The sequence below is a fragment of the Streptomyces sp. DH41 genome, assembly GCF_029813785.1.
In the GTDB taxonomy this organism is placed as follows: domain Bacteria; phylum Actinomycetota; class Actinomycetes; order Streptomycetales; family Streptomycetaceae; genus Streptomyces.
Genome location: NZ_JARVKY010000009.1, coordinates 40,467 through 54,419 on the forward strand (window position 1 = coordinate 40,467; position 13,953 = coordinate 54,419).

Annotated in this window: 17 protein-coding genes; 10 read left to right on the forward strand and 7 right to left on the reverse strand. The window is 72.9% G+C overall.

Annotated features, from left to right (window positions below; all coding sequences use genetic code 11):
• The first annotated feature begins 38 nt into the window (after positions 1 to 38).
• The 4 genes from QC283_RS16690 to QC283_RS16705 all read left to right on the forward strand — a co-directional run bounded on the left by QC283_RS16690 (position 39) and on the right by QC283_RS16705 (position 4,184).
• The gene (locus QC283_RS16690; protein ID WP_279562311.1) at positions 39 to 920 is read left to right on the forward strand and encodes a hypothetical protein; all 882 of its coding nucleotides are present in this window, start codon (positions 39 to 41) and stop codon (positions 918 to 920) included.
• Between the two features lie 80 nt (positions 921 to 1,000).
• A complete protein-coding gene (locus QC283_RS16695; protein WP_279562312.1) occupies positions 1,001 to 1,369 on the forward strand; it encodes a hypothetical protein in 369 nt (122 codons plus the stop codon).
• A gap of 113 nt (positions 1,370 to 1,482) precedes the next feature.
• On the forward strand, positions 1,483 to 3,498 hold the full coding sequence (locus QC283_RS16700; RefSeq protein WP_279562313.1) for an NADPH-dependent 2,4-dienoyl-CoA reductase: 2,016 nt from the start codon (positions 1,483 to 1,485) through the stop codon (positions 3,496 to 3,498).
• Positions 3,499 to 3,596: 98 nt separating this feature from the next.
• Positions 3,597 to 4,184 carry a PadR family transcriptional regulator gene (locus QC283_RS16705; RefSeq protein WP_279562314.1) on the forward strand — a complete coding sequence of 196 codons (588 nt, stop codon included), beginning with the start codon at positions 3,597 to 3,599 and terminating at the stop codon, positions 4,182 to 4,184.
• A 13-nt stretch (positions 4,185 to 4,197) separates the two neighbouring features.
• On the opposite strand, the gene QC283_RS16710 is transcribed toward QC283_RS16705, so the two are convergent.
• Both QC283_RS16710 and QC283_RS16715 read right to left on the reverse strand, forming a co-directional pair.
• Entirely contained in the window at positions 4,198 to 4,755 is a 558-nt protein-coding gene (locus QC283_RS16710) for a hypothetical protein (RefSeq protein WP_279562315.1), read from the reverse strand.
• A 174-nt stretch (positions 4,756 to 4,929) separates the two neighbouring features.
• Positions 4,930 to 5,934: a fibronectin type III domain-containing protein gene (locus QC283_RS16715; protein WP_279562316.1), complete on the reverse strand. Its 1,005-nt coding sequence runs from the start codon at positions 5,932 to 5,934 to the stop codon at positions 4,930 to 4,932.
• 209 nt (positions 5,935 to 6,143) lie between these two features.
• On the opposite strand from QC283_RS16715, the gene QC283_RS16720 reads away from it, so the two are divergent.
• Entirely contained in the window at positions 6,144 to 6,992 is an 849-nt protein-coding gene (locus QC283_RS16720) for a glycoside hydrolase family 75 protein (protein ID WP_279562317.1), read from the forward strand.
• Between the two features lie 54 nt (positions 6,993 to 7,046).
• Here the strand turns inward: QC283_RS16720 and QC283_RS16725 are convergent, their stop codons facing one another.
• Positions 7,047 to 7,808: an SDR family NAD(P)-dependent oxidoreductase gene (locus QC283_RS16725; RefSeq protein ID WP_279562318.1), complete on the reverse strand. Its 762-nt coding sequence runs from the start codon at positions 7,806 to 7,808 to the stop codon at positions 7,047 to 7,049.
• Positions 7,809 to 7,941: 133 nt separating this feature from the next.
• Here QC283_RS16725 and QC283_RS16730 point away from each other — a divergent pair, with 133 nt between their 5' ends.
• Positions 7,942 to 8,586, forward strand: coding sequence for a TetR/AcrR family transcriptional regulator (locus QC283_RS16730; RefSeq protein WP_279562319.1), 645 nt, complete (start codon positions 7,942 to 7,944; stop codon positions 8,584 to 8,586).
• A gap of 82 nt (positions 8,587 to 8,668) precedes the next feature.
• On the opposite strand, the gene QC283_RS16735 is transcribed toward QC283_RS16730, so the two are convergent.
• The 4 genes from QC283_RS16735 to QC283_RS16750 form a co-directional block, all read right to left on the reverse strand.
• Complete coding sequence (locus QC283_RS16735) at positions 8,669 to 9,079, reverse strand: PTS-dependent dihydroxyacetone kinase phosphotransferase subunit DhaM (protein ID WP_279562320.1); 411 nt, start codon at positions 9,077 to 9,079, stop codon at positions 8,669 to 8,671.
• Positions 9,072 to 9,671, reverse strand: a complete 600-nt coding sequence (gene dhaL / locus QC283_RS16740) for a dihydroxyacetone kinase subunit DhaL (RefSeq protein ID WP_279562321.1) — start codon at positions 9,669 to 9,671, stop codon at positions 9,072 to 9,074. Before dhaL ends, QC283_RS16735 begins: the two co-directional genes overlap by 8 nt.
• Before the next feature lie 49 nt (positions 9,672 to 9,720).
• The gene (gene dhaK, locus QC283_RS16745; RefSeq protein ID WP_279562322.1) at positions 9,721 to 10,713 is read right to left on the reverse strand and encodes a dihydroxyacetone kinase subunit DhaK; all 993 of its coding nucleotides are present in this window, start codon (positions 10,711 to 10,713) and stop codon (positions 9,721 to 9,723) included.
• 189 nt (positions 10,714 to 10,902) lie between these two features.
• Positions 10,903 to 11,592: a helix-turn-helix transcriptional regulator gene (locus QC283_RS16750; RefSeq protein WP_279562323.1), complete on the reverse strand. Its 690-nt coding sequence runs from the start codon at positions 11,590 to 11,592 to the stop codon at positions 10,903 to 10,905.
• 441 nt (positions 11,593 to 12,033) lie between these two features.
• Here QC283_RS16750 and QC283_RS16755 point away from each other — a divergent pair, with 441 nt between their 5' ends.
• The 4 genes from QC283_RS16755 to QC283_RS16770 are packed head-to-tail and all read left to right on the forward strand — an operon-like array spanning position 12,034 to position 13,947.
• On the forward strand, positions 12,034 to 12,600 hold the full coding sequence (locus QC283_RS16755; RefSeq protein WP_279562324.1) for a quercetin 2,3-dioxygenase: 567 nt from the start codon (positions 12,034 to 12,036) through the stop codon (positions 12,598 to 12,600).
• A 3-nt stretch (positions 12,601 to 12,603) separates the two neighbouring features.
• Complete coding sequence (locus QC283_RS16760) at positions 12,604 to 12,750, forward strand: DUF1427 family protein (RefSeq protein WP_279562325.1); 147 nt, start codon at positions 12,604 to 12,606, stop codon at positions 12,748 to 12,750.
• Positions 12,747 to 12,968, forward strand: a complete 222-nt coding sequence (locus QC283_RS16765) for a DUF1427 family protein (RefSeq protein ID WP_279562326.1) — start codon at positions 12,747 to 12,749, stop codon at positions 12,966 to 12,968. Before QC283_RS16760 ends, QC283_RS16765 begins: the two co-directional genes overlap by 4 nt.
• Positions 12,969 to 12,981: 13 nt before the next feature.
• A complete protein-coding gene (locus QC283_RS16770; RefSeq protein ID WP_279562327.1) occupies positions 12,982 to 13,947 on the forward strand; it encodes an amidohydrolase family protein in 966 nt (321 codons plus the stop codon).
• The last annotated feature ends 6 nt before the right edge of the window (positions 13,948 to 13,953 follow it).

Sequence of the window (13,953 nt, forward strand, 5' to 3'; positions counted from 1 at the left end):
TGCGCCGAGTGCGTACCCCCCCACCTAGGAGCCCACCCATGCCCCTGTGCGCCCGGCAACGTTGTCACGCCGTCCTGACCGGACTCGCCGCCCTCGCCCTCGGTCTCGCCCTCACCGGGCCGGCCGCCGTGGCGGCACCGGCCGCCGACACCTGGACCGAGGTGGGCTCCGACCGAGCCGATCCGCTGACCGAGAGCCAGGGCCTGGCCTCGGTCGAGGTGCCGGCCGGCAGCCCCAACCGCTACACCGGCATCGGCACCATCCCCCTGAGTCTGAGCGGTCGGGGCTGGAACCACGTCGGCGACCCCGACGCCTCCTACGACGGCCACTATGTCGAGCCGTACCAGCGGGACGACGGGAACACCAAGATGTTCCGCGTGCGGGCGCCGGACGGGCGCTGGTCGGAGTACGTGCACACGCTGAGCCCCGGCGAGGCGCTGAACAACTCGTGGTCCGCGATCTCCCCGGACGGCCAGTGGATGCTGGCGGGCGAGTGGGGCACCATGAACCGGCTCCTGGTCTTCCCGACACCCGGCGTCAACCCGGGCACCTCGCCCTCGGCGGACCTCCCGCAGGCGGCCACCGTCCACCTGGACCACGCCGTGCGCGACGTCCAGGGCTGCGACTTCCTCGACGGGACCACGCTGCTGTGCTCCTCCGACGATCCCGCGGGGACCCTCTTCGGCATCACCAAGCCGCTGCTGCGCATCGACCTGTCCGCTCCGCCGAACGGCACCGCGGACATCACCGGCCACGTCAGCGCCCTGCGGCAGCTGCCCCTGCGCAGCGCCTGCTCCGGCGGCTTCGAGGCGGAGGGCATCGACTACGACCGGCGTACCGGAACCCTGCGCGTGATCGTTGTGTCGCCGGGCTTCTGCGTACTGACCGACAGCAAGACCTACCGCTTCACGCGGGGCTGACCCGCCCCCTTCGCGCCGGGCCGCAAGTGGTGCTTTTCTGATGGTAGTGGCGGTATGGGTCCACGAGAGGAGCGATCACGATGGACGGTGAGCGACTGCATCCGGAGTCCGTCTCGGTGGAGCTGAGCGGGTGCAGCAAGGAGGACGCCCGGACCGTGTTCGACGCCCTGTGCACGTGCTTCTCGTCCGACCGGCGTTCGGAGGAGGTGCCCCGGGACTACGACAGGGTGCGTCCCACCGTGTGGCTCGGCACCTTCGACGTGGCCGAGGCCAGAGGCGAGTGCGACCCGGCCCGGCTCACGGCGTCCGTGGAGGCCGACGTGCAGGGCGGCTACTGGGCGATCGACCGGTTCCGTACCACCCTGGACTCGCTGTTCACCGTGCACGACCTGAGCACGGCCTCCGGGGACCAGGAGCGGGAACTGCACGTACGGCTGGAGAGCCACTGACCGAGGTCCGCCGGTGCGGCGGTGTGGCGTGCGCCGCCTTCTTGTGCAACTAGTTGCACAAGAAGGCGGCGGTCCTCTACAACAGAGGCACCACACCGCGCACGGAGGCCCCGATGAGCCGCTACCCCCACCTGCTGAGCCCGCTCGACCTGGGCTTCACCACGCTCCCCAACCGGGTCCTGATGGGCTCCATGCACGTCGGCCTGGAAGAGGCCGAGCGCGGCTTCGAGCGCATGGCCGCCTTCTACGCCGCCCGCGCCCGCGGGGGAGTGGGCCTCATCGTCACCGGCGGCATCGCCCCCAACGACGAGGGCCGGCCGTACGAGGGCGGCGCCAAGCTCACCACCGCGGCGGAGGCCGAGCGGCACCGCGTCGTCACGGAGGCCGTGCACCGCGAGGGCGGCCGGATCGCCCTGCAGATCCTGCACTTCGGCCGCTACGCCTACCACGCCGACCTGGTCGCGCCGAGCCCCCTCCAGGCGCCCATCAGCCCCCACGTACCCCGCGAGCTGACCGACGCCGACGTCGAGCGCACCATCGACGACTACGTCCGCACCGCCCGCCTCGCCCGCGAGGCCGGGTACGACGGCGTCGAGGTCATGGGCTCCGAGGGATACCTGATCAACGAGTTCATCGCCGCGCGCACCAACCACCGCACCGACCGCTGGGGCGGCTCCTACGAGAACCGCACACGCCTGCCCCTCGAGATCGTCCGCCGGGTGCGCGAAGCGGTCGGTGAGGACTTCATCCTCGTCTACCGGCTCTCCATGCTGGACCTGGTCCCGGGCGGCTCCACCCTCGACGAGGTCATCACCCTCGCCAAGGCCGTCGAGGCCGCCGGAGCCACCATCATCAACACCGGCATCGGCTGGCACGAGGCCCGCATCCCCACCATCGCCACCTCCGTGCCGCGCGGCGCCTACACCTGGGTGACCAAGCGCCTGATGGGCGAGGTGACGGTGCCGCTCGTCACCACCAACCGCATCAACACCCCCGAGGTGGCCGAGGGGTTGCTCGCCGAGGGCGCCGCCGACATGGTGTCGATGGCCCGCCCGATGCTCGCCGACCCCGACTTCGTCGCCAAGGCCGCGGCCGGCCGCCCCGAGGCGATCAACACCTGCATCGGCTGCAACCAGGCCTGCCTGGACCACACCTTCAGCGGGAAGATCACCTCCTGCCTGGTCAACCCGCGCGCCTGCCACGAGACCGAACTGGTCCTCGCCACCACCCGGCGGCGCAAGCGCGTCGCGGTCGTCGGCGCCGGACCGGCCGGACTGGCCTGCGCGGTCAGCGCCGCCGAGCGCGGCCACGAGGTCACCCTGTACGACGCGGCGAGCGACATAGGCGGCCAGCTCAACGTCGCCCGCAAGGTCCCCGGCAAGCAGGAGTTCGACGAGACGCTGCGCTACTTCCGTACGCGGCTGGGGGAGCACGGCGTCGACGTGCGCCTGAACACCCGCGTCGGAGCCGACGACCTGGCCGGCCACGACGAGGTCGTCGTCGCCACCGGCGTCACCCCGCGCACCCCGGACATCCCCGGCGTCGACCACCCGAGCGTCGTCGGCTACCTCGACGTGCTCCGCGACGGCGCCCCCGTCGGCGACCGTGTCGCGATCCTCGGCGCGGGCGGCATCGGCTTCGACGTCGCCGAGTACCTCACCGACGGCGGCGACAAGGCGCACGAGGACCCGGAGACGTACTTCCGCCTCTGGGGCGTCGACATGGACTACCGCGCGCCCGGCGGCCTCGCCGCGCCCGAGCGGCCCGCACCGCCGCGCACCGTGCACCTGCTCCAGCGCAAGACCTCCAAGGTCGGCGCGGGACTCGGCAGGACCACCGGCTGGATCCACCGCGCCGAACTGAAGCACCGCGGCGTCACCATGGTCCCGGGCGTGCGCTACGACCGGATCGACGACGCCGGGCTGCACGTCACGATCGGCGACGAGTCCACGGTCCTGGAGGTCGACACGGTCGTCCTGTGCACGGGACAGGAGCCGCGCCGCGGCCTGTACGACGACCTGGTCGCCGCCGGGCACAGCGCGCACCTCATCGGCGGCGCCGACGTGGCCGCCGAACTGGACGCCAAGCGCGCCATCAAGCAGGGCACCGAGCTGGCGGCGGCGCTGTAGGGGGGTGCCGGGCGGGAAGGTGTGGGGGCCGGATGGTGCGAGGGGCCGGAAGGTGTGCGGGGCCCAGAACGCGTCCGGGCCGTCCCTAGGATGAGCGCATGTCACTCCCGCACGCGATCCTCACCGCCCTGGTCGAAAAGCCGTCGTCGGGGCTGGAGCTGACCCGCCGCTTCGACAGGTCGATCGGCTACTTCTGGTCGGCGACGCACCAGCAGATCTATCGCGAGCTGGGAAAGCTGGAGGCGGACGGCCTGATCCGGGCGCTGCCCGGACAGCAGCCGTCCCGCGGGCAGAAGAAGTCCTACGAGGTCCTGCCCGCGGGCCGCGCCGAACTGGCCCGCTGGACCGCCGCGGCCCAGGACCCCAAGCCCCTGCGGGACACGATGCTGCTGCGGCTGCGGGCGGCCGCGGTGGTCGGCACCACCGGCATCGAGACAGACCTGAGACGCCATCTGGAGCTGCACGAACGGCAGTTGGCCGAGTACGGGGAGATCGAGACGCGCGACTTCCCACCCGGGAGCGACAGTGCCGAGGACCGGCTGCGGCACCTGGTGCTGCGCGCCGGCATCGACCTGGAGACCTTCTGGACGCGGTGGCTCAGGCACGCCCTGGCGGAGCTCGCCGAGCTGCCGGATGACGGCCGTATGCCGGGTGGCAACGGGCTACCGGGTGACGGACGGGCCTGAACGCGTCCGTGGCTCAGAACCGGTACGGCTTCTGACGGCGGCGCAGGAACCACGCCGCGGCGATGACCCCCGCGCCGACCAGCGCGCCGCCCGCCACGAGGGTGGCCGTGCCGTAGTCCTCGACGGCCCCGCCGAGACCGCCCAGAACGCCGCGTGGTGACGCGGAGGGAGAGGGGGAGGGGGAAGGGGACCGGCTGGGTGAAGGGGAGGGCGCCGGGGAGACGATGACGGTCTGGGAGCCGGCGGTGCTGTTGTTGGAGCACATGACGATGACCGTGTACGTGCCCGGGCTGATGCCGGACCAGGTGGCGGACTGGCCCGCACCCGTTCCGGACAGCGCCACCTGGCGCCCCTGGGCGAAGTCCCCCTGGGTGCCGGTGAGCAGTGAGGCGGTGCCCCAACTGCCGCTCAGCTGGGCGCAGGCGGTGGTCGTGACCGACACCGTGGTCCCGGTGGTGCTCACGGAGATCCCCGGGCCCGCGGAAGCCGGCCCGGTGGCCAGGGCGACGGGCAGCGCGGCGGCGGCCGCCACGGTCAGGCCGGAGCGGAGAAGTGGCGATGAGATGCGCATGTGGACTGCTCTCCGGCGGCACGGTTGGCGGTACATCCCTTGCGCCGCCGAGATCGGGAACGCCCGTGCTGCCCCACGGGCAGCCAACACGGCGGCGGCCGTGCCCGCATGCCGAGCGCGACCGCCCAGGTGACAGGCCCACCGGGACCGGCCCGGCGCACCACCGCCCGACCGTCATCCGCCGTCGCCCGTGGTCACCTTCCGCTCGTCCGAAAAGCCGCCCCAGGTCCCGTCGGACAGCCTGGCCCGCACGCGCACCCGGTGCGTGACGCCGGACCGGCGCCCCGCGTAGAAGCTGTACTCGGCCCGGTCGCGCGGCGCGTCGCCGCCGTAGACGAGTGAGGTCGCCGGACGGCCGTCCAGGTGGATCTGGTACTCGGTGACCACACCGTCCGTGCGCGGCGGGGCCCAGGTGAGGTCGATGTAGTAGGCCCCGTCGGCCTTGCGCGAGGCCGCGTGCAGGGCACCCGGTGCCGTGGCACGGCCGTCGTCGGAGCCGGGGGTGGTGATCCGGACGGTGGTGCCGGCGGGGGAGACGTTGTCGGCGGCGTCCCGTGCCCGGACGGTGAAGGAGTAGCGGGTGCCCGCGCGCAGCCCCGTGACGACGGCCGCGGTCTGCCCGCCGCCGACGCTGTGGACCTTGGTGTCGCCCTGGTAGACGTCGTACGACACCACTGCGCGGTCGTCGGTCGCGGCGGACCAGGTGAGCTGGACCGCCCGGCTGCCCGCCGCCCGGCCGCGGGTACTTCGAGGGCGGGTCGGGGCGGAGTCGTCGGCGACCGCCGCGGGGGTGGTCGCCCGTACCTCCCGGCTGTGGGGTCCGAGCCGCCCGCCGGCGCCGCGCGCCCGCACGGTGAAGGCGTAGGCCGTCGAGGGGCGCAGTCGGGTGACGTCCACCATGCGGTCGGACGCCGGTACCGCCTTCACCAGTGTGCCGCCGCGATGGACCTCGTAGGTCTCGACGCCGTCGACCGCGTTCCACATCACGTGCACGGTCGTGGCACTGCCCGCCTCGGCGGTGACGCCCGTCGGCGCACCGGGCGGCCTGCCGCTCGCGTCACCGTCGCCGCCCACGCCCCAGCCGCAGGAAGTGACCAGGAGAAGCGCCCCGCAGAGCAGGGCGCAGCGGCGCAGCACGGCGCCGGGGACGGGAACAGCGGGGACGGGGACGTGTCGCACGGCGCTGCCTCCGGGGTGACTCAGACATGGCGGCAATGGTCCGGACCAATATGACGTCAGTGACGCGACCACATCAAGAGGGTCGTCGGACCCGCGTCGGCACGGCCGGCCGGGTATGCACCGTCTGGCCCACAAAAGGTGGCCCCGTGCGCGATTCGGGGACAGATGAGGCCGAGTGACCGTCCATGTCCCCCAGGAGAGGCCACAATGTGCGTGTCCAGTCGCTGACTCTGGTCGCGGCCAGCGCCGCCCTGCTCGCCCCGACGACGTTCCCCGGCGCTCCGCTCCCGCCCCGCCCCGCCCCGAGGGTCGAGCCCCCGCCCGGGTACCAGCCGCACGCCGACCCGGTCCGGGCGGGCAGGTCCGGCCCCCGGACCGGACCGGTGTCGCGGCCCCAGGCCGGGCCCGCACTGCCGACCGGCATCCGGCCCAGGGCCGGGGCCGTGGCCCGGCACAAGGACGGCGGACGTCAGGAGCCCGTCCGCGCCGAAGACCTGCTGGCCAGGGTGCGGGGCTGCGACCCCGTCTCGCACGGGCGCTACCGCACCGACGCCGGAGCGCCGGCGGACACCCCGGTCTGCGGCAGGGGAGACGCCGTGTACTGGAAGGCCGACCTGGACGTCGACTGCGACGGCCGGCCCGGCGACCGCTGCAACAGCGGCACCGATCCGTACTTCTCCTCCGCCACCGCCTACACGCAGTCGGACGGCCTGCCCCTGGACGCCGAACGCCTGCCCTACGTCGTCGTCCCCGAACCGAGCGACATCTGGGACCACCGTGAGCACGACGTCCACGGCGGATCGGTCGCGGCCGTCGTCTACGGGGACCGGGTGCGGTACGCGGTCGTCGGCGACGTCGGCCCACGCGACCTCATCGGTGAGGCCTCCTACGCCGCCGCGCGGTCGCTCGGCATCCCGGCCGACCCGCACGGGGGCGGTACGCCGTCCGGTGTGACGTACATCGTCTTCGAGGGCAGCGACGTCGAGCCCCTGGAGGACAAGGCCGCCGCCGAGAAGACCGGGGAGCGGCTGGCGCGGGAGTTCGTCGACGGCGGCTGACCCGCCGACGCGTCGCTCGCGGCGGGCCGCCCCGGACGGTGGGCGGAGGGGTCCTCAGACGGCGGACCAGCCGTCGTCGACGGGCAGGATCGCGCCGTTGATGTTGCCCGCCGCCTCCGAGGCGAGGAACACGATCGCCGCGGCCTGCTCCTCCGGCTGCGACACCCGGCCGAGATTGACGAAGTGCGGACCGAGCGTGGCCGGCCCGTGGGCGCCCTGCTCGGCGTCGACGCTGATGGCGGTCTGCGTGCCGCCCGGGCAGATGGCGTTGGCGCGGATGCCCCGCCCCCGGTACATGACCGCCAGGGACTTGGTCAGCCCCACCACGCCGTGCTTGGAGGCCGTGTAGGCGGCGCCCGCGGCGCTGCCGCGCAGGGCCGCCTCGGAGGCGGTGTTGACCACGGCGCCCCGGCCCGCCGCCAGCATGTGCGGCAGCACCGCGCGGGTCAGCAGGAAGGGAGCGGTGAGGTTGACCCTCAGGATCCGCTCCCACTCGGCGTCACTCACGTCCGCGAGCGCCGACATCCGGTCCATGATCCCGGCGTTGTTCACCAGGACGTCGACGCCGCCGAAGAGCTCGACCGCGGTCGCCGTCACCCGGTCGACGACCGCCTGCTCGCTCAGGTCGCCCGTCACGGCGACGGCGGTGCCGCCCGCCCGCTCGATCTCCTGGACGGCCGCGGCCGCGCCCTCGGCGTTGAGGTCCGCCAGCACGACACGGTCGCCCTGCGCGGCGAACGCCAGGGCCGCGGCCCGCCCGATGCCCGATCCCGCTCCGGTGACGATGACACTGCGTCCGCCCGGTCCGCCGGCCATGTGGTGCTCCTTCTCATGAGGTCCAGGGGGCGTCGTGCCCACTGCCCGGCCACCCTACGACTTAATGTCGGTGAGTGACAAAAATTAGTCGGGGAGAATCCCGGGAGAAACACCACCGGCGCCGGAGGAACAGATGGCCGCAGCCCGCGGACGCACAGGAAGACCGCCCCTGACCGAGGAGCGCAAGACCGAGATCCGGCTGGAGATCGCCCGCGCCGCCGTGGACCTCTTCGTCACCCAGGGGGTCGCCGCGACCACGGGCGAGCAGATCGGCCGGGCGGCCGGCATCTCAGCGCGTACGGTGTGGCGCTACTTCCCCACCAAGGAGAGCTGCGTACGACCGCTGCTCGCGGCCGGCATCGAGCTGATCGCCGACTCCCTGCGGCAGTGGCGGCCCGGCCAACCCCTCGACGAGGCCATCGACTTCGAGCAGCGCGCGGAGGACGACGACCGTCTCCTCGCCGGGCCCGCCCAGGCCACCGTCGGGGCACTGGTACGGCTGACCCGCACCGAACCGGGTCTGCGCGCGGTCTGGCTGCAGACCTACGACGAGGCCGAGCCGGCGTTCGCCGCCGCGCTGGCCGAACGGGCCGCGCTGCCCGCCGACGACCTGCGGCCGGCGATCCAGGCGGCCATGTTCAACGCGGCGCTGCGCGCGGCGGTCGAACACCACGCCTGGCGCACGGCCGACGACCGCGCCGACGCCGCGACGGCGCGGGCCGAACTGGCCGCCACCCTGCGCACCGCTCTCAGGGCCGCGGCGGCCGGCCTCACCTGACGGACCGCGCCGCGCCGGTCGCGCGACCGGCGCGGCGCGGCGGGGGAGCGCCCTCCCGCCCGGCGCGCGCCCGGTGCTGCGGCTACACCTTCCGGTAGGAGTACGCCTCCGCGGCCGCCGCCTGCACGGCCGCGAGGTCGGCGCCCGTCGCGGCCGTGACGACCGCGGCCACCGCGCCCTCGACGAAGGGGGCGTCCACCAGGCGGGTGTTCTCCGGGAGTTCGTCGCCCTCGGCGAGCAGCGCCTTGACGGTGAGCACCGCGCTGCCGAGGTCGGTGAGGACGGCGACCCCCGCGCCCCGGTCCACGGACGCGGCAGCGGCCGAGACCAGCTCGTAGCTGGTGCCGAACCCGCCGGACGCGGTCCCGCCCGCCGGCGCGATCGGCACCGTCACGCCACCGCCCGACAGGGCCTTCGCCAGTTCGGCCACGGACGCGGCGACCTCGGCGCTGTGCGACACCAGCACGATTCCGACCAGCTTCCCGTCACTCACCGGCCGCCTCCTCCAGTGCCGCGACGAGCAGCGCCGCCGATGTGGCGCCGGGGTCCTGGTGCCCGATGCTGCGCTCGCCGAGATAGCTCGCCCTGCCCTTGCGGGCCCGCAACGGCACGGTCGCACCGGCCCCCTCCTCGGCCGCGGCGCGGGCCGCCGCGAACGAGTCGCCGAGGGCCTCCACGGCGGGCACCAGGGCATCGATCATGGTCTTGTCACCCGGCGCGGCACCCCCGAGCGTCCGGACGGCGTCCACCCCCGTCCGCAACGCCTCGGCCAGCTGCTCCGGACTCACCTCGGCGGCGTCCCCGAGCGCCTTGCCGGCGCGGCGCAGCAGCGTCCCGTACAGCGGCCCCGAGGCGCCGCCGACCGTGGAGATGAGCCGGCGCCCGGCGAGCGTCAGGACCGCGCCGGGCGTGTCGGGTGCCTCCTCCTCCAGCGTGGCCACCACGGCCGTGAACCCGCGCTGGAGATTGCTGCCGTGGTCGGCGTCGCCGATGGGCGAGTCGAGGGCGGTGAGCCGTTCCGCGTCGCGGTCGACCGACGCGGCGGTCGCCGTCATCCAACGGCGGAAGAATTCGGCGTCGAGCACTGGATCTCCTTGCCTGGTAGGTACGTGGTGATCCCTTCCCCGCCCACCGTCACATGCCCCACCTCAGGCCCGGTGTCTTCACCGGCGCGTCCCACAGTCCGAGCAGCTCCTCGTCGATCTCGCACAGGCTCACCGAGGCCCCCGCCATGTCCAGCGAGGTGACGTAGTTGCCGACGAGGGTGCGGGCGACGGCGACACCGCGCTCGCCGAGTACGCGCTGCACCTCGGCGTTGAAGCCGTACAGCTCCAGCAGCGGCGTCGCGCCCATGCCGTTGACCAGGACCAGGACGGGATTGCGCGGGCTGAGGTCCGTCAGGACCGCGTCCACGGCCGCCTCGGCGATCTCCCCCGAGGTCATCATCGGGCGCCGCTCCCGGCCGGGCTCGCCGTGAATCCCGATGCCGAGCTCCAGCTCCCCGGCCGGCAGGTCGAAGGTCGGGCTGCCCTTGGCCGGCGTGGTGACCGCGCCGAGCGCGACACCGAAGCTGCGTGAACTGTCGTTCACCTGCCGGGCGATCGCCTCCACCCGCTCCAGCGGCCGGCCTTCCTCCGCGGCGGCCCCTGCGATCTTCTCGACGAACAGCGTCGCCCCCGTACCGCGCCGCCCGGCCGTGTAGAGGCTGTCCGTCACCGCCACGTCATCGTTGACCACTACCTTCGCCACCTGGATGCCCTCGTCCTCGGCGAGCTCGGCGGCCATGTCGAAGTTGAGTACGTCACCGGTGTAGTTCTTGACGACGAACAGCACCCCGGCACCGCTGTCCACGGCCGCCGCGGCCCGCACCATCTGGTCCGGCACCGGCGAGGTGAACACCTCGCCCGGACAGGCCGCCGACAGCATCCCGGGACCCACGAACCCGCCGTGCAGCGGTTCGTGCCCGGAGCCGCCCCCCGACACCAGGGCGGCCTTCCCGGCCACGGGAGCGTCCCGCCGCACGATCACCCTGTTCTCGACGTCCACGGTCAACTCGGGATGGGCGGCCGCCATACCGCGCAGCGCGTCCGCGACCACGGTCTCGGGGACGTTGATGAGCATCCGCAAGGGTTCCTCCTACTTGGTGCCGGCTTCGGTGGCGGTTCGTCAGGTCGGTCGGGCGGCCGGATCGCCGAGGATCGGGTGTGTCTCGGCCGGGGCGCCGCTGTCGGCAGTATCGGCCTTGTGGCAGCGAAGGTCACGCGTGAGAACGCCACGGGCGTGCCCCGGCCCCGGATCAGGGGCACTCGCTCTTCCTCAGGTCTGTGTCAGGCACCGGAACTCGGTCGGTGTCATTCCGGTGTGCTGCCGGAAGAAGGCACTGAAGACGGTCGGGTAGGCGAACCCGATGCGCACGCTGATGGCTGTGGGCGTCAGCGAGGTGTGGATGAGCAGGCGTTTGGCCTCCAGCAGCACCCGGTCGTCGATGTAGCGCTTGGCGCCGCAGCCGAGGGCCGCCCGCGTGGCACGGGTAAGGGTGCGGGGGCTGTAGCCGAGTTCAGCGGCGTAGTCCTCGACCCGGTGGGTCCGCCCGAAACCCTCCTCGACCGCCTGGCGGAACCGGTGGAACGGCTTGCCGCCGCCGGCGCGGGTCTGCCGTCGTGGGTCGGCGAGGTGGACGAGCCGGATGAGGATCACCGAGAGCAGGTCGCGCAGCGTCTCGATGTACGCCTCCAGCGCGAGGCCGCCGAGATCGGCGTGCTCCTCGACCAAGGCGTCCAGCAGACCGAGCAGGGCCGTCTGCCGCGCGGGGGCGGGTGTGACGAGGCGATACGGCACGTACTCCGCGTCCCGGATCAGCGCGTCGGTCGCGGCGCTGGGAAAGCCCGTCGGGAAGACCAGCACCGTGGCGCGGCACTCCCCGGGACCGCCGGGAAACTGCAGCACCTGCCCCGGCCACACCCACAGCCAGTCACCCGGACCCAACTCGTACGCGGTGAAATCCACGGAACACCTCAGCCCGCCGTCCCGCACCGCGATGATCAAGTGAAAGGCAGGGCGCCCGGGACCGGTGAGCGGGCGTCCCCGTTCGAGGGCGCGGGCTGCCAGCTCAGGCAGGTCGAGGACTTCCAGACCCGGTGGCCTGCCGGGTGTCGGACGATAGGCCACGGCGGGAATGGCGGACGCCGCCGGCCCCGCCGCGACGGAGGCGGCCCCGAGTCCGGCCGTGGGCTGTCCGTTTTCCTTCATCGCGTGCCCGAGTCTACGCCGAGGGGCCCGTTCCAGCGGGCCTAACGTTGATGACGGAAGCCACCAGCGGCCGAGATCCCGGGCGACTCCCGGCAGACCTCCACGGGCAGGACACGCGGTGCCGCGGCCTGCCGCCACCCACCACCACACGCTCGCGCGTGTCCTGGTGCTCCGCTGCCCCCGTCAGGAAGGACACCCATGACCATCGAGTTCGCCACCCGCTACCGCGAGCGCTCCCACATCCCGCCGAAACCGGGGAAGCCGTACTTCATCGAGAAGGGCATGGGCGACCGCGCCCACCTCTTCAGCGACATGTTCACCGTCTACGCCGGCGGCGAGCAGACTGAGAACACCTTCAACTTCTTCACCTGCGACGGGCCCAAGGGCGAGATCATCCCCGCCCACTCGCACCCTGACACCTACGAGGTCTTCTACATCACCGACGGGGCCGTGCGCCTGTTCGTGGAGGACCTGGAGGGCGAGCAGTACGAGAAGCTGCTCACCGTGGGCGACTTCGGCTTCGTACCCAAGAACTGCCCGCACGCCTACCGCATCGAGCGCCACCACAGCCGGATCGTCGGAGTGGCGGCCGGCCCGGGCGGCACCTTCGAGCGATTCTTCGAGAACCTCGGCACGCCCACCGAGGAACTCACCATGCCGCAGCGGCCCCACATACCCGGGCGGGAGAAGTTCGCCACCGTGCCGCAGAAGTACGACGTGAGGTTCCTGCCCGATCACAAGTGGCGCACCGCCAGCCGAGGATGAGCAGTGCCGTACCTGAAAGCCCTGCTCGCGGGAGCGCTGATCGGCGTGCTGTACGTGATGGTGCGGGTGAGGTCGCCCGCACCACCCCCGGTCGCCCTGGCCGGGCTGTCGGGCATGCTGCTGGGCCAAGCCGCGCTGGACGCCTGGTGAGCGCCGCCGGCGCCGGCCGGGCGTTTCTCCGTCCGGCCGCCCTGTCCTTCGCCGCCGGCCTGCTCATGGGAGCGGTGTACTGGGCACTGGATCTCACCTCACCCGCCCCGCCGCTGCTCGGCCTGACCGGGCTGGCCGGCATCGTGCTCGGCGAACGTGCCGCCACCGCCGTCCGTGACCGCCTGACGCGCCGCCGCCCCTCTCCGCCCGCACCCTGAAGGAGGAACCCCCGTGTCCCCTGATGCTCCTGGTTATCTCGACGTCCACGCCCACTTCGTGACCGACTCCTACGTCCGCCGGGCCCGGGCGGCCGGGCACGAGCTGCCCGACGGCGTGCCCGCCTGGCCGTCCTGGTCGGCCAAGGCGCATCTGGAACTGATGGACCGCTGCGGCATCGAGACGTCGATGCTGTCGATCTCCTCCCCGGGCGTCCACTTCGGTGACGACACCGCGGCACGCCGCCTGGCCCGTGAGGTCAACGAGGACGGCGCGGACACCGTGCGCGAGCATCCCGGCCGCTTCGGACTGTTCGCCTCTCTGCCCCTGCCGGATGTGAACGGCGCTCTCGAAGAGATCGCCCACGCCTACGACAACCTGCACGCGGACGGCGTGGTACTGGAGACCAACACCCACGGCACCTACCTCGGGAACTCCGGCCTGGAGCCGGTCTGGGCCGAGCTGGACCGGCGCGGCGCGGTCGTCTTCCTGCACCCCACCTCTCCGGTGTGCTGGGAGCGGTCCGCCCTCGGACGTCCCCGCCCCATGGTCGAGTTCATCTTCGACACAGCCCGGACCGTCACCGATCTGCTCATGTCCGGCACCTTGGACCGGTACCGGAACCTGACGGTGATCGTGCCGCACTGCGGTGGCGCCCTGCCGGTGCTGGCTGACCGCATCGACGGCTTCATGAAGATGTTCATGCCCGCCGGCACGGAAGCCCCCGGCGCGGTCGAACAGCTCGGCCGTCTCTACTACGACCTCGCGGGCCCGGCTCTGCCCCGCCAGCTCCCCGCGCTGACGAGCCTGGTCGGCACCGACCGTCTCCTCTACGGGAGCGACCACTGCTGGACGCCCGCCGCCGGCGTGGAGGCACACGTCGCGGGCCTGGACGCGGCTCCCGCGCCCGAAGGCTCCGCGACCTGGCGCGCGCTCACCACCGCCAACGCCCACCGCGTCCTGCCCCGCACCGCCCGCTGAGACAGA